Annotated in this window: 18 protein-coding genes; 11 read left to right on the top strand and 7 right to left on the bottom strand. The window is 68.5% G+C overall.

Annotated features, from left to right (window positions below; genetic code table 11):
• Nucleotides 1–15: 15 nt before the first annotated feature.
• The 7 genes from FAZ98_RS24630 to FAZ98_RS24600 all read left to right on the top strand — a co-directional run bounded on the left by FAZ98_RS24630 (nucleotide 16) and on the right by FAZ98_RS24600 (nucleotide 8,792).
• Nucleotides 16–2,397, top strand: coding sequence for an aldehyde dehydrogenase family protein (locus tag FAZ98_RS24630; RefSeq protein WP_158954958.1), 2,382 nt, complete (start codon nucleotides 16–18; stop codon nucleotides 2,395–2,397).
• Between the two features lie 57 nt (nucleotides 2,398–2,454).
• A complete protein-coding gene (locus FAZ98_RS24625; RefSeq protein ID WP_158954956.1) occupies nucleotides 2,455–2,925 on the top strand; it encodes an RbsD/FucU family protein in 471 nt (156 codons plus the stop codon).
• A 4-nt stretch (nucleotides 2,926–2,929) separates the two neighbouring features.
• Nucleotides 2,930–3,874 carry a ribokinase gene (gene rbsK / locus FAZ98_RS24620; RefSeq protein WP_158954954.1) on the top strand — a complete coding sequence of 315 codons (945 nt, stop codon included), beginning with the start codon at nucleotides 2,930–2,932 and terminating at the stop codon, nucleotides 3,872–3,874.
• Nucleotides 3,875–3,976: 102 nt separating this feature from the next.
• Entirely contained in the window at nucleotides 3,977–5,026 is a 1,050-nt protein-coding gene (locus FAZ98_RS24615; RefSeq protein WP_158954952.1) for an ABC transporter permease, read from the top strand.
• Between the two features lie 85 nt (nucleotides 5,027–5,111).
• A complete protein-coding gene (locus FAZ98_RS24610; protein ID WP_158954950.1) occupies nucleotides 5,112–6,113 on the top strand; it encodes an autoinducer 2 ABC transporter substrate-binding protein in 1,002 nt (333 codons plus the stop codon).
• Between the two features lie 72 nt (nucleotides 6,114–6,185).
• Nucleotides 6,186–7,721, top strand: coding sequence for a sugar ABC transporter ATP-binding protein (locus FAZ98_RS24605; RefSeq protein ID WP_158954948.1), 1,536 nt, complete (start codon nucleotides 6,186–6,188; stop codon nucleotides 7,719–7,721).
• Nucleotides 7,722–7,742: 21 nt separating this feature from the next.
• Nucleotides 7,743–8,792 carry an ABC transporter permease gene (locus FAZ98_RS24600; protein ID WP_158954946.1) on the top strand — a complete coding sequence of 350 codons (1,050 nt, stop codon included), beginning with the start codon at nucleotides 7,743–7,745 and terminating at the stop codon, nucleotides 8,790–8,792.
• 168 nt (nucleotides 8,793–8,960) lie between these two features.
• On the opposite strand, the gene FAZ98_RS24595 is transcribed toward FAZ98_RS24600, so the two are convergent.
• Nucleotides 8,961–9,689 (bottom strand): DeoR/GlpR family DNA-binding transcription regulator, encoded by a 729-nt coding sequence (locus tag FAZ98_RS24595; protein WP_158954944.1) that lies wholly within the window; start codon nucleotides 9,687–9,689, stop codon nucleotides 8,961–8,963.
• A 297-nt stretch (nucleotides 9,690–9,986) separates the two neighbouring features.
• On the opposite strand from FAZ98_RS24595, the gene FAZ98_RS24590 reads away from it, so the two are divergent.
• On the top strand, nucleotides 9,987–11,087 hold the full coding sequence (locus FAZ98_RS24590) for an aromatic ring-hydroxylating oxygenase subunit alpha (RefSeq protein WP_158954942.1): 1,101 nt from the start codon (nucleotides 9,987–9,989) through the stop codon (nucleotides 11,085–11,087).
• Between the two features lie 12 nt (nucleotides 11,088–11,099).
• Here FAZ98_RS24590 and FAZ98_RS24585 read toward each other — a convergent pair whose 3' ends face one another.
• Nucleotides 11,100–11,510, bottom strand: coding sequence for a DUF1801 domain-containing protein (locus tag FAZ98_RS24585; RefSeq protein WP_158954940.1), 411 nt, complete (start codon nucleotides 11,508–11,510; stop codon nucleotides 11,100–11,102).
• 104 nt (nucleotides 11,511–11,614) lie between these two features.
• Between FAZ98_RS24585 and FAZ98_RS24580 the strand changes: the two genes are divergently transcribed.
• A complete protein-coding gene (locus FAZ98_RS24580; RefSeq protein WP_158954938.1) occupies nucleotides 11,615–12,613 on the top strand; it encodes a serine hydrolase domain-containing protein in 999 nt (332 codons plus the stop codon).
• Between the two features lie 29 nt (nucleotides 12,614–12,642).
• Here the strand turns inward: FAZ98_RS24580 and FAZ98_RS24575 are convergent, their stop codons facing one another.
• Complete coding sequence (locus FAZ98_RS24575; protein WP_158954936.1) at nucleotides 12,643–15,840, bottom strand: bifunctional diguanylate cyclase/phosphodiesterase; 3,198 nt, start codon at nucleotides 15,838–15,840, stop codon at nucleotides 12,643–12,645.
• A gap of 129 nt (nucleotides 15,841–15,969) precedes the next feature.
• Here FAZ98_RS24575 and FAZ98_RS24570 point away from each other — a divergent pair, with 129 nt between their 5' ends.
• Both FAZ98_RS24570 and FAZ98_RS24565 read left to right on the top strand, forming a co-directional pair.
• Nucleotides 15,970–16,134 carry a hypothetical protein gene (locus tag FAZ98_RS24570; protein WP_158954934.1) on the top strand — a complete coding sequence of 55 codons (165 nt, stop codon included), beginning with the start codon at nucleotides 15,970–15,972 and terminating at the stop codon, nucleotides 16,132–16,134.
• A 176-nt stretch (nucleotides 16,135–16,310) separates the two neighbouring features.
• On the top strand, nucleotides 16,311–16,979 hold the full coding sequence (locus FAZ98_RS24565; RefSeq protein WP_158954932.1) for a glutathione S-transferase: 669 nt from the start codon (nucleotides 16,311–16,313) through the stop codon (nucleotides 16,977–16,979).
• Between the two features lie 48 nt (nucleotides 16,980–17,027).
• On the opposite strand, the gene FAZ98_RS24560 is transcribed toward FAZ98_RS24565, so the two are convergent.
• From FAZ98_RS24560 to FAZ98_RS24545, 4 genes are all read right to left on the bottom strand, one after another.
• Entirely contained in the window at nucleotides 17,028–17,723 is a 696-nt protein-coding gene (locus FAZ98_RS24560) for a response regulator transcription factor (RefSeq protein WP_233272912.1), read from the bottom strand.
• Between the two features lie 228 nt (nucleotides 17,724–17,951).
• Nucleotides 17,952–18,866 carry a helix-turn-helix domain-containing protein gene (locus tag FAZ98_RS24555; protein ID WP_158954928.1) on the bottom strand — a complete coding sequence of 305 codons (915 nt, stop codon included), beginning with the start codon at nucleotides 18,864–18,866 and terminating at the stop codon, nucleotides 17,952–17,954.
• Nucleotides 18,867–18,985: 119 nt separating this feature from the next.
• Nucleotides 18,986–24,610, bottom strand: coding sequence for a trifunctional serine/threonine-protein kinase/ATP-binding protein/sensor histidine kinase (locus FAZ98_RS24550; protein ID WP_158954926.1), 5,625 nt, complete (start codon nucleotides 24,608–24,610; stop codon nucleotides 18,986–18,988).
• Nucleotides 24,607–25,260, bottom strand: coding sequence for a response regulator transcription factor (locus FAZ98_RS24545; RefSeq protein ID WP_158956480.1), 654 nt, complete (start codon nucleotides 25,258–25,260; stop codon nucleotides 24,607–24,609). Before FAZ98_RS24545 ends, FAZ98_RS24550 begins: the two co-directional genes overlap by 4 nt.
• Between the last annotated feature and the right edge of the window lie 393 nt (nucleotides 25,261–25,653).

Below are 25,653 nucleotides of genomic sequence, written 5' to 3'. Positions count from 1 at the left end.
GAAACCGAACCGACTATGAGCGTAGCCGAGTACTTTCGAACCATGGATTACGGTCCCGCCCCCGAGGACGATCAGCCCGTGCGCGCGTGGCTCGCGCAGCACGCAGGCACGTTCGGCCATTTTGTCGACGGCGCCTGGCGCCAGCCCGCGAGCGGCGCGCACTTCGAGGTGCGCGCACCGGCCAGCGGCGACGTTCTCGCGAGCGTGGCCCAGGGCGATGCCGCCGATATCGACGCCGCCGTGGCCGCCGCGCGTGCCGCGCAACCCGAGTGGTACGCGATCGGCGGCGCGGCGCGCGCGCGTCATCTGTATGCGCTCTCGCGCATGGTGCAGCGGCACAGCCGCCTGTTCGCCGTGCTCGAGGCGCTCGACAACGGCAAGCCGATTCGCGAGACGCGCGACATCGACGTGCCGCTGGTCGCGCGCCACTTCCTGCATCACGCGGGTTGGGCGCAATTGCAGGAAAGCGAGTTCGCGGGCTACGCGCCGCTCGGCGTGATCGGCCAGATCGTGCCGTGGAATTTTCCGCTGCTGATGCTCGCGTGGAAGGTCGCGCCCGCCATCGCGCTCGGCAACTGCGTGGTGCTCAAGCCCGCCGAATACACGCCGCTCACGGCGCTGCTGTTCGCCGAACTCGCGCACCGCGCGGGCTTGCCCAAGGGCGTGCTCAACGTCGTGACCGGCGACGGCGGCACGGGCGCGGCGCTCGTTGAACACGCGGGCGTCGACAAGATCGCCTTCACGGGCTCGACCGAAGTGGGCCGCCTGATCCGCACCGCCACGGCGGGCACGGGCAAGTCGCTCACGCTCGAACTGGGCGGCAAGTCGCCGTTCATCGTGTTCGACGATGCCGACCTCGACGGCGCGGTGGAAGGCGTCGTGGACGCGATCTGGTTCAACCAGGGCCAGGTGTGCTGCGCGGGCTCGCGCCTGCTGGTGCAGGAGGGCGTGGAGGCGCGCTTCATCGACAAACTGAAGCGGCGCATGGCCACGCTGCGCGTGGGGCCGTCGCTCGACAAGGGCATCGACCTGGGCGCGATTGTCGATGCCGTGCAACTGGAGCGAATCGAAACGCTCGTCGCGGCGGGCAAGCGCGAGGGCTGCGAGATCTGGCAAGCCGAAGGCGTGAACCTGCCCGCGGGCGGCTGCTTCTATCCGCCCACGCTCGTCACCAATATCGGCCCGGCTTCCACGCTCGCGCAGGAGGAAATTTTCGGGCCGGTGCTCGCGGCCATGAGCTTTCGCACGCCCGAAGAAGCCGTGGCGCTCGCCAACAACACGCGTTACGGGCTCGCCGCGAGCGTGTGGAGCGAGACCATCGGCCGCGCGCTCGACATCGCGCCGCGCCTGCAATGCGGCGTGGTGTGGATCAACGCGACCAATCTGTTCGACGCGAGCGTGGGCTTCGGCGGCTATCGCGAATCCGGTTTCGGGCGCGAGGGCGGCCGCGAAGGCGTGTTCGAGTATCTGAAGCCCGCGAGCTGGAGCAAATTGCCGATGCGCGCCGCGCGCGCGCCGAGCAGGCAGACCTTCGACGAGAGCGCTGCCGTCGGCACGCTCGACCGCACGCCCAAGCTCTTCATTGGCGGCAAGCAGGTGCGCCCCGACAGCGGCTACTCGTACGCCGTGCACGCCCCGCACGGCGCGTGGGTGGGCGAGGTGGGCGCGGGCAGTCGCAAGGACGTGCGCGACGCCGTGGCTGCCGCGCGCGGCGCGCAGAAGTGGACGCAGATGAGCGCGCACGGCCGCGCCCAGGTGCTGTATTACCTTGCCGAAAACCTGAGCGCGCGCGCCGAGGAATTTGCCCGGCAACTCATGCGCCGCGCGGGTCACGACGCGCGCGACGCCGAACGCGAGGTCGAGGCCGCCATCGACCGCCTGTTCGGTTACGCGGCGTGGGCCGACAAGTTCGACGGCGCCGTGCACGCGCCGCCGCTGCGTGGCGTGGCGCTGGCCATGCACGAGGCGATCGGCGTGGTCGGCGTGGCCTGCCCCGACGAAGCGCCGCTGCTCGCTTTCGTCTCGCTGGTCGCGCCCGCGCTGGCCATGGGCAATCGCGTGGTGGCGCTCGCGAGCGAGGCGAATCCGCTCGCCTTGACGGACTTCTACCAGGTCGTGGAAACCTCGGACGTGCCCGCGGGCGCGCTCAACATTCTCACGGGCGAACGCGCGGCCATGCTGCCCGCGCTCGCGAAGCACGACGACGTGGACGCGCTCTGGTGCTTCGGCTCGGCGCAGGATTCGGCGCTGGTGGAGCGCGAGTCGGTGGGCAACCTCAAACGCACCTTCGTCGATCACGGGCGGCAGTTCGACTGGTTCGAGCGCGCAAGCGCGGGCGTGCCGTTCCTGCGTCACGCCGTGCAGGTGAAGAACATCTGGATACCGTATGGCGATTGAACGCCCGGCGTAGCGAACGCCCGCGAAACCAAGAAAAACTAGCTGGAGACAAGACAAATGCTGAAGAATCTCGACCCGCTTCTGAACGCCGATGTCCTGCAAGCGCTGAGTGCGATGGGCCACGGCGACGAACTCGTCGTGTGCGACGCCAACTTTCCCGCCGACTCCGTGGCGCGCGCCACCGTCACGGGCAAGCTGCTGCGTATCGACGGCGCCAGCGCTCCGCGCGCCGTGCGCGCGATTCTCTCGGTGCTGCCGCTCGACACCTTCGTGGAGTCGCCGGCCATGCGCATGGAAGTGGTCGGCGAGCCGCAGACGATCCCCGCCGTGCAACGCGAGGCGCAAGCCGAAGTGGACGCCGCCGAAGGCCGCGCCACGCCGTTCGCGTCCATCGAGCGCCACGCGTTTTACGCACGCGCCCGCCAGGCGTACTGCGTGATCGCCACGGGCGAGGCGCGCGGCTACGGCTGCTTCGTGTTCACCAAAGGCGTGCTGCTCGCGCCCGACGCGCCTGCGGCCCGGGAGTGACGCCATGGCCGCCAATCAGCAAGGCCGCGTCGTCATTCTCGGCATCTTCGTGACCGATCTCGCGTTTCGCGCCACGCGCATGCCCGTGATCGGCGAAACCATCGCGGGCTCGGCGTTCGCCATGGGGCCGGGCGGCAAGGGCTCGAACCAGGCCGTGGCCGCCGCGCGCGCGGGCGCGCAAGTGGTGTTCTGCACGCGCGTGGGCGACGACGCGTTCGGCGCGATCGCGCGCAAGACCTGGGCCGACGAAGGCATCGCGGCGCGCACGCAGCCGGTGCCGGGCGTGGCCACGGGCGCGGCGCATATTTTCGTCGACGAAACCACGGGCATGAACGCGATCATCGTCGCGCCCGGCGCGGCGGGCACGATGAGCGAGGCGGACGCCGACGCCATCGAGGCCGATATCGCGCAGTCGCAGGTGTTCGTCACGCAACTCGAACAGCCGCTGGCGGCGGCGCGGCGCGGCCTCGAACTCGCGCGCCGCCACGGCGTGATCACCGTGTTCAATCCGGCGCCGGCGATGGCGCTGCCCGACGACCTCTTTCCGCTCTGCGACTACGTCACGCCGAACGAGACCGAAGCGGCCGCGCTCACCGGCATCGACATTCACAACGCCGACGACGCGCGCCGCGCCGCCGACGTGCTGCTCGCGAAAGGCGCGGGCGCGGTGATCGTCACGCTCGGCGAGGCGGGCGCGCTCCTGCATACGCGCGACGACTCGGTGCTGCTGCCCGCGTTCCAGTGCGGCGCCGTGGTGGAGACGGCGGGCGCCGGCGACGGCTTCACGGGCGGCTTCGCGGCGGCGCTCGCGCGCGGCGACGACGCGCTCACGGCCATGCGCTTCGGCTGCGCGCTCGCGGGCATTTCGGTCACGCGCCCCGGCACCGCGCCTTCGATGCCCACGCGCGCGGAAGTGGACGCGATCCTCGCCACGAGCGAAGCGCATTAGCGCAGGCGTCTCGCGCGCCCCGGAACGCGGCGCCGCGCGCGGGAACCTGCAGCAGGAACCGTAAAAGGAACCGTAAAAGGAACCGTAAAAGGAACCGCAACGATGAAGTCAGCCTTGCTTGCGAAATGGTTCGGCGACCGGCAGCTCAACTTCCTGCTCGCCGTGAACCTGCTCGTCGTGCTCGTGGCGATCTGGGTCTCGCACGGCCAGTTCGTCGGCATCGACAATCTCCAGTCGATGGGCGCGCAACTGCCCGAAGTCGCGCTGCTCGCGCTCGGCATCATGCTGTCCATGCTCTCGGGCAACGGCGGCATCGACCTTTCGGGCGTGGGCCTCGCGAATCTCTCCGGCATGATCGCCGCGCTCGTGGTGCCGCATTTCGTGAGCGGCGACGACTCGCCCGTGCTCTACACCGCGCTCTTTTGCGTGATCGTCGTGGGCATGGGCTTGATCGGCGGCTTGCTCAACGGCATCGTGATCGCGCGGCTCGGGCTCACGCCCATTCTCTGCACGCTCGGCACGCAACTGCTGTTCACGGGTTTCGCGGTGGCGCTCAGCAACGGCGCCTCGGTGCACGTGGATTACGTCGAACCGCTCGCCGACATCAGCAACGGCACGTTCTTCCAGATACCGATCTCGCTGCTGCTGTTCATCGCCGTGGTCGTGCTGCTCGGCTGGCTCCTCAAGCGCACGCCGTTCGGCCTGCGGCTCTACCTGATGGGCACGAACCAGCGCGCCGCGTTCTACGCGGGCATTCCGCGCGCGCGCATGCTCGTCCTGACCTATGCGATGTGCGGCGTGCTCGCCTCGCTCGCCGGGCTCGTGAGCGTGTCGCACACGTCGAGCGCGAAATGGGATTACGGCAATTCGTATCTGCTGATCGCGATCCTCATTGCGGTGATGGGCGGCGTCGATCCCGCCGGCGGCTATGGCCGCATCATCTGCGTGTTTTTCGCGGCGACGGTGCTGCAATTCCTGTCGAGCCTGTTCAACCTGATGGGCGTTTCGCAGTTCTTCGGCGACTGCGCGTGGGGTTTCCTGCTGCTCGCCTCGCTCGCGTTCGCGGGCGGCGAGCGCGTGCGCGCGATCTTCGGCACGGCGAAATCGGCCACCACCAGCAAGCCCGCGCGGAAGAAACCGGCGTCCGGCTAACGTCTTTCCAGTGCAAGGCGGACGTCGAGCCTCGGAGGTCCGCCGCCATCCAATTCGGGGCGACTGCCAATAACGGAGACAAGACATGAAGATGAAGCGACTCAGCGTGGCCCTCACGGCCTGCGCGCTGGCGGCGGGCCTCGTGGCCGCGGCGCACGCGGCGGATCAGACCATCGTCACGGTGGTGAAGGTCACCGGCATCAGCTGGTTCAATCGCATGGAAGAAGGCGTCAAGGAATTCGGCAAGGAGAATCCGGGCGTGACGGTTTATCAAACCGGGCCGGGCCGCGCCGACGCCGCGCAGCAGCTCAAGATCATCGACGACCTGATCGCGAAGAAAGTGAGCGCGATCGCCGTGGTGCCGTACGACCCGCCTACGCTCGAACCGGCGCTCAAGAAGGCGATGGATCGCGGCATCAAGGTCGTCACGCACGAAGCCGACAACGAGAAGAACACCATGGTCGACGTCGAGGCGTTCGACAACTCGGCGTACGGCGCGGCGCTCAACGACCGGCTGGGCGCGTGCATGCACAACGAAGGCAAGTGGGCCACGCTGGTGGGTTCGCTCGGCAGCCGTTCGCAGGTGCAGTGGGCCAACGGCGGCATCGACAACGCGAAGAAGAAGTTCCCGAAGATGCAGCTCGTGGAAACGAATCTGGAGACCAACAACGACGGCGAGCGCGCCTATGAAGTCGCCAAGGAAGTGCTGCGCAAGCATCCGGACCTCAAGGGCTTCCAGGGTTCGTCGTCGCTGGACGTGATCGGCATTGGCCGCGCGGTGGAAGAGGCGGGCCTGCAAGGCAAGATCTGCGTGTACGGCACGGGTCTGCCGACGGAAGCGGGCAAGTATCTGGAGAGCGGCGCCATCAACGGCATTGCGTTCTGGGACCCGAAAACGGCTGGCATGGCCATGAACAAGATCGCCAAGATGCTGCTCGACGGCAAGACGGTCGAGAACGGCGCGAACCTCGGCTTGCCGGGCTACGAGAAGGTCACGGTTTCCAAGGGTCCGGGCAAGGGCGTCATCGTGCGCGGCCAGGGCTGGGTGAGCGTCGACAAGTCGAACTACAAGCAATACAACTTCTGACCGGAGACGAGCGGCGCGCGCGACGCGGTTGAGCAGGGCGCGCGCTGCATGAAACCCGATGAGTGAAACGCGATGAGTGAAACCATGGTTGCCCCGGAACCGCTATTGCAGGTGCTCGACGTGCACAAGCGCTTTACGGGCGTCTACGCGCTGCGCGGCGTGACGCTCACGTTCGCGCGCGGGCAGATCTATCATCTGCTCGGCGAAAACGGCTGCGGCAAGAGCACGCTCATCAAGATCATCTCGGGCGCGCAGCCGCCCGACGAAGGCGAACTCGTGATCGACGGCGCGCGCCACACGCAGCTCACGCCGCTCGAATCGCTCGCGGCCGGCATCGAAACGGTCTATCAGGATCTTTCGCTGCTGCCGAATATGAGCGTGGGCGAAAACGTCGGCCTGACGACCGAACTCGCGGCACACGCGGGGCGTCTCGCGCGCACCTTCGACCGGCGCGAACTCGCGCGCACGGCGAAACGCGCGCTCGAAGCCGTGGGCTTGCCCGGCGACGCCGACTTCCAGGCCACGCTGATCGAACAGCTGCCGCTCGCCACGCGCCAGCTGGTGGCCATCGCGCGTGCGATTGCGAGCGAGGCGAAGTTCGTCATCATGGACGAACCCACGACCTCGCTCACGCAGAAAGAAGTGACCAACCTGATCGCCGTGCTCGGCCAGTTGCGCGCGCAGGGCGTGACCGTGCTGTTCGTGAGCCACAAGCTCGACGAATGCTATGCGATCGGCGGCGAGGTGATCGTGCTGCGCGACGGCCAGAAAGTCACGCAAGGGCCGATCAGCGATTACACCAAGGCGCAGCTGAGCGAACTGATGACGGGACGCCAGCTGTCCACCGAACGTTACCGCACCGAAGCACCGGCCGCGGATGTGCTGCTCGACGTGCGCAATCTCGGCCGCGCGGGCCAGTTTCGCGAGGTGTCGTTCACGCTGCATCGCGGCGAGATACTCGGCGTGACCGGCTTGCTCGATTCGGGCCGCAACGAACTCGCGCGCGCCCTGGCGGGCGTGGCGCCCGCCGACGCAGGCGACGTCGTGCTCGACGGCCGCACGATCAGGCTCGCGAATCCCGGCGACGCCAAACGCGCGCGCATCGGTTATGTGCCGGAGGACCGCCTGAACGAAGGGCTGTTCCTCGACAAACCCATTCGCGACAACGTCATCACCGCGATGATCTCGAGCCTGCGCGACCGCTTCGGCCAGATCGACCGCTCGCGCGCCCGCGCGCTGGCGGAAGAGACCGTCAAGGAATTGCAGATCGCCACACCGAGCGTGGACAAGGCGGTGCAGTCGCTCTCGGGCGGCAACCAGCAGCGCGTGCTGATCGGCCGCTGGCTCGCCATCGACCCGAGCGTGCTCATTCTGCACGGCCCGACCGTGGGCGTGGACGTGGGCTCGAAGGACATCATCTATCGCATCATGCAAAGACTGTCGCAGCGCGGCATCGGCATTCTGCTCGTGAGCGACGACCTGCCCGAACTGCTGCAAAACTGCGACCGCGTGCTGATGATGCGCAAGGGCCGCCTCGCCGAGGCGCATCGCGCCGAAGGGCTCACCGAGGCGCAACTGTATCGCGCGCTGCTCGCCGAAGCGGCTTGATCGCCGGAGCGCTCGACCGTCATGAATCCCACGACCATGTCCTCATCTTCCCAACCCGCCTCGCCCGTCGATCACGCGCGCGACACGCTGCCGCTCAACTGGCGCGCGAAGCTCGCGCGCAATCCCGAGTGGTTCACGGCCACGCTGATCGTCATCACCTGCGTGGTCGTCGCGTCGATCAACCCGCGCTTCTTTCAATGGGCGACGCTGTTCGACCTGCTGCACTCGGCCACCACCACCTCGCTGTTCGCGCTGGGCACGCTCGTGGTGCTGGCTTCGGGCGGCATCGACGTATCGTTCACGGCCATCGGCGCGTTCACCATGTACGCCATTACCAAGGCCGTGTTCGCCTGGTGGCCCGAGGCGCCGTTCGTGCTCATCCTGCTCACGGGCGCGCTGGGCGGCATTCTGCTCGGCGTCATCAACGGCCTGCTCGTGGACCGCTTGCAGGCGCCTTCGCTGATCGTCACGATCGGCACGCAGTATCTGTATCGCGGGTTGCTGCTGACCTTCGTCGGCACCACGTTCTTCATGAACATCCCGCACAGCATGGATCATTTCGGGCGCTACGCGCTCATTGCCTACAAGACCGCCGACGGCCTCAACGCGGTGCTGCCCGTCTCGGCCATCGCGCTCGTGGCGGGCGCGCTGCTCACGTGGTGGCTGCTCAATCGCACGATGATGGGGCGCGCCGTGTACGCCATGGGCGGCAGCACCGCGATTGCGGAACGGCTCGGCTTCAACCTGCGCGCGATCCGGCTGTTCGTGTTCGGCTATACGGGGTTTCTGGCGGGCGTGGCCGGCATCCTGCACGTGTCGAACAACCGGCTCGCGAACCCGTTCGATCTGGTGGGCTCGGAACTCGACGTGATCGCGGCCGTGATTCTGGGCGGCGCGCGCATCACGGGCGGCAGCGGCACGGTGGTCGGCACGCTGCTGGGCGTGGCGCTCGTCACGCTCATCAACAACGTGCTGATTCTGGTGGGCGTGCCGAGCACGTGGCAGAAGGTGATCGTGGGCGCGTTCATACTCGTGGCCGGCACGCTGTTCGCGCTGCGCCGGCGCAGCTGATTTGCGGTGGCTGCGAGGCCCGTTCGCGGCTGAGGTCTGGCGTAGTTTGGGCGGCGTTCCGGCGGCGTTTCCGCGGCATTCCGGCTGGGTTTAGGCCGGGTTCCAGCGGCGTTGCGGTGAGGGCGCCGCGTGCGCAACGTGCGCGCCGCTAGAACCGCTGCCGCGATCTCACGCGCTGGGCTCGCGCAACGCCTGTCCTTGCTCGGTGATGATGGAAGCGAACGCGTCCACCGGCGCGAAGCGCCACGCCTTGACCACGTTGTACTTGCTCGCGTCCACCACGAGATGGCTTTCCACGGCGCTCGCCATGGCCGCCTGCTTGAGCGCGACTTCGTGAAAATTCCAGCAGGTCACGCCGCGCGCCGCATCCACGCCGCCCGCTGAAATGAACGCCTTGTTGATGCCCATGCGGCGCAGCGTTTCGAGACTTTCCTCGCCCGAAAACGAATCCGACGACGGCACGTAGACGCCGCCCAGCAGGATCATGCGCACGTTGGGCATGCGCCGCAGGATTTCGGCAACGTTGAGCGAGTAGCACACGGCCGTCACCTGCAGCGAAGAGGGGATGAGGCGCGCGAGCGCGGCGAGCGTCGTGCCGCAATCGATGAAAATAGTGTCGTTCTGCGCGATGAGCCGCGCCGCCTGCGCGGAGGCCTGCGCCTTCGCTTGCGCGAAGTGATCCTTCTCGTGTTCGAGCGAGTAACCCGCGGAGTTCGGCACGTCGCTCGCGCTGACGATATAGCCGCCGAGATAGGTGAAGCGTTCGGGATTCGCGCCGATGTCGCGCCGCACGGTCATTTCGGAAACGCCGAGCAGCGCGGCGGCATCGCGCAGATGCATGACGTTGTGTTTTGCGAGCGCGTCGGCGAGGGCGCGCAGCCGGTCGGTTTTGGCCATGAGCGGGGGCGGTCTGACGGCGACGAATCGCGCGGCGAACGTTAGATTTGTTTCGTAAGTGTGAGCGAATTATAACAAGCAAGCGAGCGCGCCAACATACCTATCCACCTGATCCCGCGTGAACCTGGAAGCCGTTTTGCATCGGCATGTAAATTGCGCACTGGCGGCTCCTTCCCGGCGTCAGGGATTTGGCGCGGTACACGGTGCAGGCCGTGATCCGGTACCATGGCGAATCCCGTGGGGAGCGACCCGTCTTCTCGCAGCGCTGGATCCGGCTTTAGACAGGAGAGTTTTTGCATGCGCGCAATGCCTTTACGTGACGGCCAAACGATCGAGGCGCCCGTGCGCGACCTTCGGCGCGTGCCCATTCACCCCGACAACTGGTACCCGCTCGCCTGGTCGCGCGAAGTCAAAAGCGGCAAGACGCTGGGCGTCCATTTCGCGGGCGAGCCGATCGTGCTGTTTCGCACCGCCTCGGGCCAGGTGCACGCGCTCGAAGACCGCTGCGCGCATCGGCAGGTGCCGTTGCACGCGGGCGTGGTGGACGGCGAAGGCATTCGCTGCGGCTATCACGGCTGGACCTACGACTGTTCCGGCAAATGCGTGGACGTGCCGTATCTGGGCCGCGAGCGCCTGCCCAACGGCGTGCGCGCGTACCCGTGCCAGGAAGTGCACGGCTTGATCTTCGTGTTCCCCGGCGACGCCACGCTCGCCGAGTCGCGCCAGCTGCCCGAACTGCCTTCGCTCACCGATAAAGCGTTCAAGACGCGCCGCTTCGGCAAGCCCGTGAATTGCCATTACTCGTTCATGCACGAGAACCTGATGGACATGAACCATCAGTTTCTGCATCGCAAGCAAATGGGGCAGATGCGCGCGCGCTCGCTCGGCCGCCGTCGCGGCGACGACTGGGTGGAAGTCGACTACGTGTTCGAGCGCGAAGGCGGCAAGCAGCCCACGGGCGAGGCGCTCGTGTTCGGCTCGAGCAAGAATCGCTCGGACCAGGGCGGCAAGAGCGTGATGACGATCCGCACGGAATATCCGTATCAGCGGCTGCGCATTCGTTCCGACGAAGACACGCTCGTGATGGACCTGTGGATCATCTACGTGCCGCTCGACGCGCAGCAGCGCACCAACCGCACCTTCGGGCTGCTCTCGGTGCGGCGGCCTTCCTCGGTGCCGTTCATGCTCGACCTCGCGTGGCCGCTGCTGGTGTGGTTCACCGAGCGCATCTTCAAGGAAGACCGCGATATCGTCGAAATGGAACAGGCTGCGCACGACGCGCAGGGCGCGGACTGGAACCACGAGGTGTTTCCGGTCATCAACGATTTGCGCGACGTGCTGCGCAATTGCGGCGACCGCACCGTGATCCCGATTCGCGAAGTCAGCGACCTCGCCTGATCCGGCGCGACTTTAGCCGGCCTTCTTGATGGCGCCCGCCTTGGCGGGCGTTTTCTTTTTGGCTTTCGACTGATTGAGTTCGATGGCCGAGCGCACGAGTTTTTTCAGCGCTTGTGCGGGCACCTTGTCGCCTTCCAGAAAGTCGATCGCGCGCCGCGCGTTGCCTTCGAGCCCCGCGTTGAAGAGCTGGTCGGGGTCGGCGAGGCTCGCGCCGTTCGCGAACGTGAGCTTGACCTTGCCCTTGTGCGCGTTGCCCACGGCGATCATGCCGTCGCGATACCAGACCGGGCTGCCCATGTACTTCCATTCCTCGACGATTTCCGCGTCGGCGGCGAGGATAGCCTCGCGCATGGCGACGAACGTCTCGCGACGCCAGTCGGTGAGTCCCGCGATCAGTTCGTCGATGTGTTGCGAAGCGTTCATGGCGTCTCCCGTTTTCAGGTGCGTAATGTAGCACTCTCCACGCGGCGCGCGCAGGCGCGGCCCGCGCGTGTATGCTGCTCGCTCCACGCTCACCGGAGTCGCGCATGCAAACCTGGCTGGACGACGTGATCGCGAGCGGTCGCATTCCGGGGGTCTCGCTGGCGACCTTGCGCGCGGGCGAACCGGCCTTTGCCTACGCGGGCGGCTGGCGCGGTGCGCACGATGCAGCACGCATCGACACGCGCACCGTGTTCGAAGCGGCTTCGCTCACCAAGCCGCTGGTTGCGTACCTCGCCTTGCAACTCGCCGACGAAAACCGGCTGGATCTGCATGCGCCGCTGCGCGACATCGGCGGCGACTACCTGCCAGGTGATGCGCGTTCGCATGCGATCACCGCGTGGCACGTGCTCACCCACACGAGCGGTTTGCCCAACATCGTGCGCGAGGCTGCGCCGCTCAAGACCTACTTCGCACCCGGCGAGCGCTTCAGCTACGGCAGCAGCGCGTTCGCGTGGCTCCAGCGCGCGCTGGAAGCGGTGAGCGGCCGAACGCTCGAAGCGCTGGCGCTAGAGCGTATTTTCACGCCGCTGGCCATGCGCGATTCGAGCCTGATCTGGCAGGCGCGCTTCGAGGCGAATTACGCGCAAGGCCACGAGTGGGACGGCGAGCCGGTGGCCAAACGCCGGCTCGAAACGGCGCAGGCTTCGTGGTCGCTCGTGACGACGGCGCAGGATTATCTGCGTTTCGTGCGCGCCGTTTTGCGTGGCGAAGGTTTGTCGCGCGACAGTCATGCGCGTTGGTTCACGCCCGCCGTACCGACGCGCCAGGGCAACGACGCCGAAGACCTCGCCGGAGCGAATCCGCTTGATCCGCACGTGGCGTGGGGACTCGGCTGGGGCCTCGAACCCGCGCAGCAATGCTGCTTTCACTGGGGCAATTGCCCGGGCTTTCGCGCTTTCGTGATGGGCAATCGCGCAACGCAGGACGCCGTGGTGTGGTTCGCGAATTCGGCGCGCGGCCTGCGCCTCGTGCACGAAGTGCTGCCGCATGCGCTCGCGGGCGATCATCCTGCGGTGCGCTGGTTGAGGATCGGTGAGTTGTAGGGCGCACGGTGTAGCGCCCGGCACCGCGCTCAGTCGATCAACGCCGCATCGCGCGAACGCAGCCACTCCGTGAGCGCCTCGTGCGGCAACGGCTTCGCGTACAGGAAGCCCTGCAATTCGTCGCAGCCGATACGGCGCAGCGCGGCGGCCTCGTGTTCCTGCTCCACACCTTCGGCCACCACGCGCAGGCCCAGCTCGTGCCCGAGTTCGACAATGGCGCGAATCACCGCGAGATCGGCGGGCGCGGTGAGACGGCCGTGCACGAACGCGCGGTCGATCTTCAGCCGGTCGAGCGGATAGCGATGCAGATAGCTCAAGCTCGAATAGCCCGTGCCGAAGTCGTCGAGCGAGAGCTTCACGCCCAGCGCGCGAATCTCCTTGATGGCGTCGAGATGATGCCCGACGCTTTCCATCAGCACCGTTTCCGTGATTTCCAGCTCGAGGCTGCCCGCGTCCACGTGGTGCGCCGCGAGGCTTTCGCGCAGATGCGTGACGAGTTGCTCGTCGTCGCGCAACTGCATGGCCGAGAGATTGATCGACACGCGCATGGCGGGCAAACCGGCGTCGCGCCAGCGCGCGATCTGGCGGCACGCTTCTTCGATCACCCATGCGCCGATCGGCAGGATCAGGCGCGTCTCCTCGGCGATCGGAATGAATTCCGCGGGCGGCACGAGCCCGAGATGCGGATGCTGCCAGCGCAGCAGCGCCTCCACGCTCATGAGCTCGCCCGTAGCCGCGTCCACGCAGGGCTGATACGCGAGCCACAGCTGCTCGCGCTCGATGGCGGTGCGCAAATGCGCTTCGAGTTCGAGCCGATGCCGCGTGCTCTCGGCCATGTCGGGCGAGAAGAACTTGACGAGATTGCGGCCGCTCGATTTGGCGCGGTACATGGCGGCGTCGGCGTTCTGCATGAGCGCTTCGATCGTGTCGCCATCGTCGGGATACATGGCGATGCCGATACTGCACGCGACCTGCAAGGTCATGCCGCCGATCGAATGCGGTTCGCGCACGAGCGGCAGCAGCCGTTCGTCGATCAGGCGCGCGACGTCGCCGCTGCCGCCCGCGCTCGACAGCAGCACCGTGAACTCGTCGCCGCCAAGACGGCTCACCGTGTCGCCCGCGCGCACCGACTGCAACAGGCGCCGCGACACGGAACGCAGCAGGCCGTCGCCCGCATGATGGCCGAGCGTGTCGTTGATGTCCTTGAAGCGGTCGAGGTCGATGAACAGCACGGCGAGACGCCCGCGCGTGTGACGCGCCTGCTCGATGGCCGCGCCGAGGCGCCGGGTGAAGAGCGCGCGGTTGGGCAACTCGGTGAGCACGTCGTGCTCCGCGAGAAACTGGATGCGCGCTTCGCTCTTCTTGCGGTCCGTGATGTCGATGAGCGTGCAGATGTAATGCGAAACGCTCGCGCGCTTGTCGCGCACGGCGCTGATCATGAGCCACGCGGGATAGTCGCCGCCCGCGCGCCGCCTTACCACGGCTTCGCCGTTCCAGACGCTGGAGATGTCGACGAGTTCGGCGAGTTGCGCCATGAGCGGGCCGCCGTTGGTGGACGCCACCACGAAGTCGGGCAACGTGCCGCACACGTCTTCGGCGCGATAGCCGGTCGCGCGGTAGAACGAGGCATTGGCCGTGAGCAGGCGGCGGTTCTCGTCGAGGATCAGAATGGCTTCCGACGACGCCTCGAACACCTTCGCCCACAGTTCGAGCCGCTGCTCCATGAGCTTGATCTGGTTGATCGGCGTGAAGGCGGTGAGTACGGCGTCGCGGCCCTGGAACGTGAGGCGCCGCGCCGAGAGCATGGCCCACGTGGGCTCGGCGCTCGCCATCCAGCGCACTTCGAATTCGTCCACGGCGTCGCGGTCGGAAAGCTGCTGGAAGAAGCGCGCGCGCACGGCGGAGTCGAGACCGCTGGCCCACGGGTCGGCGGTGCAGCCGTTGAGCCAGTAGAGCGCCGGATGATTCGCGTGCAGCACTTCGTGGCCGGGCACCGCGGTGACCATCATCGGCACGGGCGTGGCCTCCACGAGCGCGTGCTGCGCTTCGGACGCGCGCGCCGTGGCGGCGAGTTCCTTCTGCACGTCGCGTTCGCGGTCGAGCTGCACGAGCATGTCGTTGAAGCCGGTCACGAGCTGACCGATCTCGTCCTGGCTGTGCCACGACGCGCGTACGCCGTGGTCGCCGGTGCGGCGCACGGTGTCCATCACGCGCGCGAGTTCGCGCAGCGGCCGCGAGATCTGCTGCGCGACGAGATAGACCATCGAGAGAATGCCGCACAGCAGGAATAGCGCGGTGCCGAGATGCAGCCACATGCGCGAGAACAGGCCGCGCACGCGCGCGTGCAGGAGCGTGTCGAGTTCGTCGCCGGTGGCGTGCCACGCGTCGCCCACGCGCGCCACCAGGGCCGCGTGGGCCGCCTGCGCGGCGGCGCGGCTCGCGGCGTCGCCGCCGCCTTGCGCGACCAGGGCGCGGGCGGCCTCGCGGTAGGCCTCGACGGCGTTGAGCAGATTCGCCATCGGCATGGCGAGCGCGCGCTTCACGTCTTCGTTGGCCGCGCCCGCTTCGGCGTAGTCGGAGCGCAAGCCTTGCGAGACGGCGTCGAGCTGGCCCTCGAGCACGAGATAGCGCGTGCTCAGTTCGCGGCGCGCCTGCGGCGAGTCGCTGCCTTCGCGCAAGCGCTGGCCAATGCCGTTCACGGCTTCGAGCAGCGCCGGGTAGCGCAGGATCGAGAGCGACATCGAGTAATAGCTGTCGAGGTCGGGGTCGAGAATCAGGTTCGACTGGTTGCCCACGCGCGTGATGAGTTCGCGGCAGGCTTCGAGCGCGGCGCTCACGGCGGCGGGCGAAAGCGGCTGGCCGCTGTGTGCCGAGGCCGCGAGCGCGTCCAGCGCGCGGCGCACCTGCTGGTTCAAGGCCGCGCTTTGCAGGTTCGCGCCGTAGCGTGCTTCGGCGCCCGCGAGCGCGGGGTTCATCTGCGCGAGTTGCGGCGCGTTCACGCGCGCGGTGGCGCCGCTCATGGCGACGTCGATCAGCGCGTCGCGCACCGTGCCGAGATACGCATTGCCGACGATCTCCTTCTGCGAGAAGTCGATCGAAATATACTTCTCGTGAATGAGAATGCCGCTGATATACAGCACGGCGCTCAAGTCGAGCAGATAAATCAGCAGTAGCTTGCGCCCGACCCGCAAGCGTCCCAGCAGCCGGAAAAACAGATTCTGTTTCATCGTTCGCGCCATCACGACACCTTGAATTACGTCGCATTCCCAACTCAAAACTCGACGCGCCCGGAAGAAAATGGCCCTGCACAAGCCCACTCCACCTCGGCGTAACGGCAGCACATCGAACGAACTTTAGTGGCGAACGACGCATTCCCCATCGCGATGCGCAATCACTTTATGGTGGTGCGGAATGCACCGGATTGGCACCGGATTGGAGCGCGTGTTGGCACACGTATTGGCACACGCATCGGCAAAATTCCGCACGGTAAAAAGATCGTGACCACAGGAAAAATGGCGTGATGAATCTACGAATCGCGCGCGTGCGGGCTAGCCATCATCGAATGACGGGCACGTTCCGTGCGCGCCCCCGGCAATTCGACGGTTTAGTCTAATCACGCCAAAAAACCGCGCGGAAAATTGACGCGCGCACCCCGCTTGCGCATAGTGCCGGGTCCAACTCACCGCGGGCGCTCACCATGATCACTGTCCATCACCTGAACAATTCGCGCTCGCAGCGCGTGCTGTGGCTGCTCGAAGAACTGGGCGTGCCGTACGAGATCCAGCGCTACGAGCGCGATCCGCAAACCCTGCTCGCACCGCCCGCGTTGCGCAAGATTCACCCGCTCGGCAAGTCGCCCGTGATTGTCGACGACGAGCAGACGGTCGCGGAGTCGGGCGCCATCATCGAATACCTGCTGCACAAGTACGACACCCAAGGCCGCTTCGCGCCCGCCGTGGGCACGCCGGAATGGCAGCGCTTTCGCTACTGGATGCACTACGCCGAAGGCTCGGCCATGCCGCCGCTGTTGCTCAAGCTCGTGGCGCTGCGCATTGCGGGCGCGCCCATGCCGTTCTTCGCGAAGCCGATCGCGCGCAAGATCGCGCAGGCGTTGCAGTCGAGTTTCGTCGATCCGCAATTGAAGCTGCATTTCGGCTTTATCAACGACGAGTTGAACAAGACCGGCTGGTTCGTCGGCAACGACTTCAGCGCCGCCGACATTCAAATGAGCTTTCCGCTCGAAGCCGCGAGCGCGCGCGGCGCGGACGCGTCGCTCACCGCCATTGCCGGTTTCCTCGAACGCATTCACGCCCGGCCCGCGTATCAGCGCGCGCTCGAGCGGGGCGGGAAATACGACTACGCGTGACGTACGTGTGGGGCGTGCCCGGGTACGCGGCGCGCCTTGGAAGATTCGTCAGGATGCCGAAGCGAGCACGCGCCGTTCGCAACCGGCTTCGGCCACGCCCAGGCGGTGCGCGAGGATCACGAGTTCGGCGAACGAGCGCGCCTGCATCTTGCGCATGGCGCTGCCGCGATGAATTTTCACGGTGACTTCGCTGATGCCAAGTTCGTCGGCGATCTGCTTGTTCATGCGGCCCGAGGCGGCGAGCGCCATGACTTCGCGCTCGCGCTGCGACATCGAGCGGAAACGCGCGGCCACGTCGTGGTTGGCGCGGCTTTGTGCCAGGCGCGCGCCGTCGCGTTCGAGCGAGACGCCGATCGCGTCGAGGAAATCCTGGTCGCGAAACGGCTTGGTGAGGAAGTCGGTGGCACCCGCCTTCATCACGCGCACGCTCATCGGCACGTCGCCGTGGCCCGTGATGATGACGATGGGAATGGGGTCGCCCATGGCGTTGAGCGTGTCCTGCAGCGTGAGGCCGCTGTTGCCGCGCAGGCGCACGTCGAGCACGAGGCACGACGGGCCTTCGCCGCGTTCGCACGCGAGGAACGCCTGGGCGTTGAGAAAGCCGCGCGCGGCGAGACCGACCGAGCGCACGAGCATGCAGAGCGCTTCGTTGACGGACGCGTCGTCGTCGACGATATAAACCGTCGACGGTTCGCTGGCGAGTTCCCTCTCCAGGCGGGCAGCGGTGCGGGACGGCAGGTTCACGATTCGATTCCGGGTCGGCGCGCGCAACGGCGAGCGTGCGGCCATCCTAACTTGGCGTTAACCCGTTGTCTTGGCAGTAATCGTCCCGTTTTGGCAAAAATATTGCCCGTGTCCCCATCCACGGGACAACTACGCGGAGTTTGCGTGCGATAAGCGATAGCTAACGTTTTAGCTGTGATTTTAGCGGCGCTTGACGGACGTTCGTGCCAGGCGGGCAGGCGAGGCGAATCAGGTGTTCTGCTTGCGCCAGGCGCCGGGCGCGACGCCCACGGCCTTGGAGAACACGCGCGTGAAGTGGGTCTGGTCGGTGAAGCCGCACACACTCGCGACCTCCACGAGCGAGTAGGCGCTGCGCGTGAGCAGATGCTGCGCGCGGGCGATGCGCTGCGCGAGTTGCCACTGGTAGGGCGTTTGCCCCGTCGAGCCGCGAAACGCGCGAATGAAATAGCTCGGCGAGAGCTTGCATTCGGCCGCGATCGCTTCAATGGATACCGCCGTGCTCGCGCCGCCCAGCAGCAGTTCCTTGGCGCGCGCTTCCTGCCAGCGCGAGAGTTCGGCGCGGCGCGGCGCGCTGCGCAGGCTCGTGCCGCCGTAGCGCGAGACGAGATGCAGCCCGATCGCCACGCCCATTTGTTCGACGAACAGCTTGTCGTGGGCGCCGGGCGCGTCGAACGCGGGCAGCAGCGCGCGCACCAGATGGCCGAGCACGTCGTCGCGCTCGCCCGTGCGCGCGGCGATGCCCTGCACGCGATGGCGCGAGACGTCGGCGCCGAGGCGTTCGAGCCACGCGCGCGGCACTTCGGTGAGCACGAAATCGAACGAGCCCGCGAGTTCGGCGCGGTAGTCGGTGGCGAAGTCGCGAATGTACATCGCGTGTTCGGCGAACTCGTGCGTGGCGGCGTCAGGCCCGCGCAGAATGCGGCGCTGGTGGCCACCCTTGAGCGACACGCCGATCAAAAAGCCGCGATCCTCGGCGGGCGTCTCGACCTTGCCGAACGCGCCGTGCTGGGCGTGCTTGCGATGAAAGCGCAGTTCGCCGACGTCGAGCTGCTGGCTGAGCGCGAGCCGGTCGAGCGCGCAACCGAGCCGGTCGACCGGAGCGGAGCTGGCGGGCGCGCGAAGCGTTCGGTTCTCGGTGATCACAGGCGTCGTCTCCGTGAGCGGCGATGGCGGCGCGTTGCGCCGTCGGACGGAGAGTATAGGCCATGTCAGGTTTTTCTGAGACGCCTGTTGCGTGAGTTTAGCTGCGCGTTTAGCGATGTTTAGTGCGCGCCCGCCGACGAGGGCGGCGCCTCGGCCGACACGGCCGCCGCCGCGAGCGGTAGCCGGAACACGAGTTCGGCGCCCCCGTGCGAGTGCGCTTCGAGCGTGCCGCGATGCGCCTCCACGATCGAGCGGCAGATCGCGAGCCCCATGCCCATGCCCGAGCTTTTGGTCGTGTAGAACGGCGCGAACATCGCTTCGCGTTCCCCGGGCGCGATGCCGGGGCCGTGGTCGCGCACGCTCACGACCACTTCGCCGCCCTCGCGCACCGAGGCGATTTCGAGCACGCGCCGCTCGACGGGCGTCTCGCTCATCGCCTCGATGGCATTGGTGAGCAGATTGAGCACGACCTGCTGCAACTGCACGCGGTCGCCGGTCACGATGGCCGCGTCGGCGGTTGTGTTGGCGTTTGTGTCGGCATGTGCGCCGGCGTTTGCGTCGTTATGTGCGCCGGTATCGCCAGCCGCGAGCCGCACGACCACGCGCACGCGCTGCGCATCGAGTTCGGGCTTGAGCAGATCGAGCACGTCGCGCACGAGCGGGTCCAGCGCGAGCGGCGCGAACACCGTGGGCGCCTGCTTCGCGAGCGCGCGCAGCGCGCGGATGATCTCGGCGGCGCGCACGCTGTTGCGCTTGATGTTGGCGAGCCCGGTCTGCACTTCGGCGAGTTCGGGCGTGGGGCGGTTGAGCCAGCGCACGCTCGCGTCGACGGAAGCCGTGATCGCCGTGAGCGGCTGATTCACCTCGTGCGCGATCGAGGCCGCGAGATTGCCGAGCACCGTCACGTGCGAGGTACGCGCGAGTTCCGCGCGCGCGGCGCGCAGGCTGACTTCGGCGGCGAGCCGGCGGTCGTTTTCCTCCACGAGCTGCTCGTAAAGGCGCGCCGTTTCCAGCGAAATGGCGAGTTGCGGCGCGAGCACTTCGAGTTCGGCGATACGGTGCGCGTCGAACACGCCCGAGGCCAGATTGTTTTCCAGATAGATCACGCCGACGAGCGCGCCGCCGCGCACGAGCGGCAGGCACAGCACCGAGCGCAGCGGCGCGCGCGCGAGCAGGGAAGGCGCGTCCACGGCGGCGTCGGCGAGCACGAGCGGTTCGTGCGTGCGCAGCACGCTGTTGAGCACGACGAGCGGCAGCGCTTCCTCGCTGGGCGCGGCGCTGCCGAGCGTGACCGTGACCGCGTGCTCGATCACGCGCGCCGAGGCCTCGATGCGCGGGCCGTTGTCGCGCATCAGCAGGAGCAGGCCGTACTGCGCGCCCGCGTGGACGATCACGCTCGTCATCAAGGTTTCGATCAGGCGGTCGATCACGACTTCGCCCGACATCGCGCGCGCCGTGTTCACGCCGAGCGCCCAGCCCGGCGCGGCGCCGCGTTCGGGCGCGTTGGGCGTGTGCACGTGCGCATGCGGCGCGGGCGCGCTGCCGAAGCCGGAGGCCGCTTCATCCGCGCAGGTCGCGCCAGCGTCGGCGGGGAAATTCGCTGCGAAGTCCGCCGCTGAAAACCGCGCCGCCCATTTCGCGGCGAGTTGTGCGGCCTTGCGCCGCGCGCCCCAGCGCCGATACCCCGCCGCCGCGCGCCGCACGTGCTCGCGCGCCGAGGTGTCGAGCCCGTGCGCGGCGCACAGCGCGCCCGCGAACTCGTGCGCGAGCGCCTGCTCGTGCACGAATCCGGCGGCCGCAGCGGCTTCGGCGGCCTGCTCGTAGGCCGCGAGCGCGGCGAACACATTGCCGTTCAGGCGCGCGATTTCGGCTTCGAGCAGCCGCAGCTTGTTGCGGAACGTGAGCGCGTTGAGTCGCGCCCACTGGGCGAACCGCTCGCGATGCGCGCCGAGCGTGGCGAGCACGCGCGTTTTGGCGGCTTCGGCGCCGGGCGCGTGGGCGAGCGCGAGCGCCTCGAACAGGCGGCAATCGGCGAGATGGATGTGCGCGGGCACGGCCCACGCGAGCGCGGCGGCCTGGGCGAGCGGCGCTTGCGCGGCGGCGTAATCGCCGTCGTAGACGCGCGCCATGCCCGCGTAGAGCCGCAGAAAAAAGCGTGTGGCCTGCGAATTCGCGGCCTCGGCGTGCGTGCCGGGATCGTCGTCGACCGGCGATGACGGTGACAGTGCCGCCGAAGCGGGCGGCGACGCGGGTGACGAAGCGGGTGACGAAGCGGCCAGCGCCGCGCCCTCGCCGCTCAATTGCCGCGCGAAACGCGCCTGCGCCAGCAGAATGCGTTCGATGTCGCGATACTGCACCTGGCGTGTGAGTTCGAGGCCGCTCGCGATCTCCTCCTCGACCACGCGCAAATGCGCGCCCATCGACAACAGATCGGACGCAATGTGATGGCACGCGTAACAGGCCATGCCGATGTCGCCCGCCACGCGCCCGAGCGAGCGCGCCTGCAACGCGCGGTCGAGCGACCACGCGAGCGGCCGCGTCCACGCGCTGATCTGGTCGAGTGCGACCAGCGCGGCCACGCGCGCGGCTTCGTAACCGTGAAGGTCGATCAGCGCGGTGGCGGCGAGCCCGTACGCGAGGCCGTCGTCGTAAGCGTCCCAGGCGCTCGCCGCGTACACGCCGAACCAGGCGAGCCCGTAGGGCGACTCGGGCGTGGCGCCGTGCTCGAGCGTGAGTTCGACCATCTTCGCGAGATGCAGCAGCGCGAGCCCTTCGTCGACGAAAAACGCCGCCGAGAGCGCCGAGAGCAAGCCCATTACCGTGTGCAGGCGCGGCTCGGTGCTGGCGGGCAGCGCGCCGAGGCTCGCGATCGCGCGGCCGCGCAACGCGCCGCGCACGGCGTCGTAACCCGCGCGTAGCTGCGCGCGCGACGGCTCGCGCGGCAAGCGCACGTCGAGCAGCGCGAGCCCCGCGAGCGCGGTCTCGATGGCGCCCGCGTAGTCGGAGCGCACGGTTTGCAGCCGCGCCTTGAGCCGGTGCACGGCGGCCTTGTCGAGCGTGGGCAGCGCCTTCGCGAGCAGCGCGTCGATCTCGCGCGCGGCCGTCTCGTGGTCGGCCTGCGCGAGCAGATACTCGCAGCGCAGCACGTGCGCCGAAAACGCCAGTTCGTAATGCGTGATCCACCACGACGCGCTCATGAGCGCGAGCGCGTCGTTCACGTAGCGCTTGGCCTGGCACAGCGCGGCCGCGTGGCGCGCGTGCTTGCCCGCTTCGATCAACGCGCGCGCGAACGCGGCGCGCTCGCCCGGCGTGCAGGCGTCCATGTCGGCGCGCTCGATCTGGTTGCAGATGTCGAACACGTGCTGCTGGACGCGCTGGCAGCGGCAGCCGATCAGGATCGTGGCGATGCGCGCGTGCAGCGCGGGCCGCGCGGCGGCGTCGAGCATCGAATACGCGGATTCCATCACGCGGTCGTGCGGGAACGCGTAGCACCCGGCGTCCTCGGCGACGAGCCCCGCCTCCACGAACGGCGCGAGGCGCGCGCGCACCGTGGCTTCGTCGGTATCGGCCACGCGCGCGAGCAGCGCCGCTTCGGCGCGGCTGCCGATGCACGCGAGCTGCTGCACGAGCGCCGCGCCTTCGGCGGGCAGGCGGCTCAGGCGGTTCAGCATCAGGTCGACGACGTTGTCCGAGTCGCGCAGGTTGGCGACGGCGCTCTCGCTCCAGCCCCACTCGCCGCGATCGACGTCGTAGGCGAGCACGCCGTCGTCCATCAGCGCGCGCAGCAGTTGCCACGAGAAGAACGGATTGCCGCCGGTCTTGCGGTGTACGGCGTGCGCGAGCAGCGCGAGATGCGCGGGCGCTTCGTCGAGCGTGAGCGCGAACAGCTCGCCGAGTTCGGCCGCCGACAAGGCGCGCGCATGCAGGCGCGTGATGCGGATCGCGCTGCGGCGCTGCGCGCGCGGATCGTGCAGCAGCCACGCGAGGCGTTGCGCGGGAGCGTCGTTGCTGCTCGCGCGGGTTGCCTCGCCGTGTTTGACGTCGTCGCGGTAAGCGCCGATCAGCAGCACGTTCGCGGGCGGCCCGGCGGCGAACGCTTCGAGCAGCGCGAGCGTGGCGGCGTCGGCCCATTGCAGGTCGTCGATGAACAGCACGAGCGGCGCGCCCGGTTGGGCCGACGCGGCGAACGCGGCGAAGGTTTGCAGCACCGCGCGCCCGGTGCGCGATTGCGCCTGCGGCGCGGCGACGTGCGTGAGCGGCGGGCTCGCGCCGATCACGTGCGCGGCTTCGGGCACGAGGCTCGCCACGGCGTCGCCCTGGCCCGCGAGGCGGGCGAGCCAGTCGTCGCGCACGCGCGCGAGCGTGGCGTCGGAGGCGCCGAGCGCGGCCATGGTGAGCGCGCGCACGATCTCGACGACCGGCGCGTACGGAATGTTCTGGCGGCGCGCGTCGCCCTTGCCCGCGGCGTGGCGCAGCGCGCGGTGCGGCGCGTCGCGCAGGGCTTCGTCGACGAAAGCCGCCACCAGCGCGGACTTGCCCGAGCCGGGACCGCCGCCGACCAGCACGAGTTCGGCCGCGCCGGTTTGCGCGACGCGCTGCAAGGCCGCGTGCAGTTGCGCGATCTCGGGTGCGCGGCCGACCAGGCGCAGGCCCGGATCGAGCGGCGCGCTCAGGCTCGCGACGTCGAGCGCGAAGCCGTCGATCCGGCCGTGCGCGGCGAGCGCGTGCCGGCTGCGCAACAGGTCGGCGAGCGCGGAGGCGGCGGTGCCGTAGCGGTCGCGCGGGTCCTTCGCCATCAGCTTGAGGACGATGGCGGCGAGCGCGTCGGGCACCTCGGCGCGCAGCGTTTGCGGCGGCGCGGGTTCGATCGCGACGTGCGCGTGCTGCCACGCGGCGGCCGTGCTGGCGCTGAACGGCAGCGCGCCGGTGAGCAGCATGTAGAGCGTGACGCCGAGCGCGTAGAGATCCGCTTTCGCGAGGTCGGCGGTGGCGCTCGCGCGCGCGAGTTCGGGGGCGAGGAAGGGCGCGAGCCCGGGCGCCAGAAGCGGAGCCAGCGCGGGCGCCGGCAACGGCGCGAGCAGCGGCGCGGCCGACGAGCCGGGCGATCCTGCCGATCCCGGCGCGGCGCTCATGGCGCTCGTTGCGCTCATTGTGCTCATTGTGGTTAGGGCCAGCGGCCCGGACGGCGCGGTGCCGGTGGCGCCGAGGCCGATCAAGCGCACGCTGCCGTCGCCTTCGAGCAAAAGGCGCGCGGGCCGCACCTCGCCGTGGGTCGCGCCTTGCGCGTGCGCCTCGCCGAGCGCGCGCGCCGCGCCCACGGCGACTTCGAGGAACGTGGCGAGCGCGAGCGGTGCGCGCGCGGCCTCGGACGCGAGCCGCGCGCCCGGCCCGGCGGCATAGACGCACGCCATGCGCTCGGGCGTCCAGAAGATCGCGACCGGTTGCGCGGCCCACGCGGCCTCCGCGGGCGGCGCGAGCGCGATCTCGCGTTGCAGCCGCTGATACCCCGTGTCGGCGGCGCCCGTGTACAGCGGCGCGCTGCGCACGAACCACGAGGCGAGCGTGACGGGATCGTAGGCGCGCTGCGTGAGGACGCCTTCGCTCTCGTCGAGCGCGGCGAGTTCGCAGCGCGCGAGCCACGCGGCGTCGAAACCGGCCGCCGTGGCGACGGCCGCCGTGGGGACGGCCGAAGCCGCGCGCGGGCAGGCGTCGAAGCGGGGCGGGCGCGGCGGCGGCGGGGTCATGAGCGGGGCGCCCTCACGGGGGATGCGGGGCGCGCGGGGTGTGCGGCGGTCGCGAAACGGCCGATGCCGAGTTGCTGCGCCATGACGATGAGATCGGCATAGGTGCGCGCCTGCATCTTGCGCATGGCCTGGCCGCGATGCATCTTGACCGTCACCTCGCTGATGCCGATCTCGCCCGCGATCTGCTTGTTGAGCAAACCGGCCACGGCGTGCCGCATCACCTCGGCTTCGCGCGGCGAGAGCGTGGCGTAGTTCGCGCGCATCGCCCCGGTTTCTGACAGGCCGCGGCGGCGCGCGCGATCCTGGTCGAGCGCCGCCGCCACCGCTTCGAGCAAATCGTGCTCGCGTACGGGCTTGGCCATGAAATCGACGGCGCCCGCCTTCATCGCGGCAACGGTCATGGGGATGTCGCCGTGCGCGGTCATGAAGATGATCGGCAGCGGCACGCCGAGTTGCGCGAGCCGCGCCTGCAAATCGAGGCCGCTCGGGCCGCGCAGACGCACGTCGAGCACGAGACAGCAGGGCAGGTCGGGCAGCGGGTAGGCGAGCAGTTCCGCCGCCGAGGCGAACAGCGCGACTTGCAGGCCCACCGAGCGGAACAGGCTGCCGAGGCCGGCGCGAATGTCGGCTTCGTCGTCGACGATCAGCACCAGCGCCGCTGCGCCGTCGTCGTTGCCATGGCCGCCTTCGCCGCCGTGGGTGGGCGGGGCACCGCGGGCTGTCACGATCGGATTCTCCAGGGTCGGGGCGCGGATTGCATAAACGGCACGAGTCGCCGGGTTTCGCGCCCGCTGCGGGGGCCGCCCGGCATTGCATCACAGCGCGGCCGGGTTGCCTATCAGACGAACGTGTTAGGGCGCGCGGCGCGTATGCTGCGGTGCCGGGCGCGGGCTGGCGGCCGTTTTGCCGATAGCGGGGCGCTGGCGCGTGCGTGCCGTGGCGTGCTGTCGCGCGCCGTTGCGTGCCGTTGTGTGCCGGAAGGCGCAAGCGGCCACCGTGAAGGCCGCACTTTGGTATTGGCGCGGCCGGACTGGCTCGCCGCG

Origin of the sequence: Paraburkholderia acidisoli (assembly GCF_009789675.1) — a bacterium.
Lineage (GTDB): Bacteria > Pseudomonadota > Gammaproteobacteria > Burkholderiales > Burkholderiaceae > Paraburkholderia > Paraburkholderia acidisoli.
The sequence above is the reverse complement of the archived record's forward strand: the minus strand, read 5'-3'. Positions and strand labels throughout refer to the sequence as shown.

Bases quoted from the DNA above. Each gene is read 5' to 3' on its own strand.
- FAZ98_RS24630 (WP_158954958.1), top strand. From the start codon at position 16: ATGAGCGTAGCCGAGTACTTTCGAACCATGGATTACGGTCCCGCCCCC.
- FAZ98_RS24625 (WP_158954956.1), top strand. From the start codon at position 2,455: ATGCTGAAGAATCTCGACCCGCTTCTGAACGCCGATGTCCTGCAAGCG.
- rbsK (WP_158954954.1), top strand. From the start codon at position 2,930: ATGGCCGCCAATCAGCAAGGCCGCGTCGTCATTCTCGGCATCTTCGTG.
- FAZ98_RS24615 (WP_158954952.1), top strand. From the start codon at position 3,977: ATGAAGTCAGCCTTGCTTGCGAAATGGTTCGGCGACCGGCAGCTCAAC.
- FAZ98_RS24610 (WP_158954950.1), top strand. From the start codon at position 5,112: ATGAAGATGAAGCGACTCAGCGTGGCCCTCACGGCCTGCGCGCTGGCG.
- FAZ98_RS24605 (WP_158954948.1), top strand. From the start codon at position 6,186: ATGAGTGAAACCATGGTTGCCCCGGAACCGCTATTGCAGGTGCTCGAC.
- FAZ98_RS24600 (WP_158954946.1), top strand. From the start codon at position 7,743: ATGAATCCCACGACCATGTCCTCATCTTCCCAACCCGCCTCGCCCGTC.
- FAZ98_RS24595 (WP_158954944.1), bottom strand. From the start codon at position 9,689: ATGGCCAAAACCGACCGGCTGCGCGCCCTCGCCGACGCGCTCGCAAAA.
- FAZ98_RS24590 (WP_158954942.1), top strand. From the start codon at position 9,987: ATGCGCGCAATGCCTTTACGTGACGGCCAAACGATCGAGGCGCCCGTG.
- FAZ98_RS24585 (WP_158954940.1), bottom strand. From the start codon at position 11,510: ATGAACGCTTCGCAACACATCGACGAACTGATCGCGGGACTCACCGAC.
- FAZ98_RS24580 (WP_158954938.1), top strand. From the start codon at position 11,615: ATGCAAACCTGGCTGGACGACGTGATCGCGAGCGGTCGCATTCCGGGG.
- FAZ98_RS24575 (WP_158954936.1), bottom strand. From the start codon at position 15,840: ATGAAACAGAATCTGTTTTTCCGGCTGCTGGGACGCTTGCGGGTCGGG.
- FAZ98_RS24565 (WP_158954932.1), top strand. From the start codon at position 16,311: ATGATCACTGTCCATCACCTGAACAATTCGCGCTCGCAGCGCGTGCTG.
- FAZ98_RS24550 (WP_158954926.1), bottom strand. From the start codon at position 24,610: ATGACCCCGCCGCCGCCGCGCCCGCCCCGCTTCGACGCCTGCCCGCGC.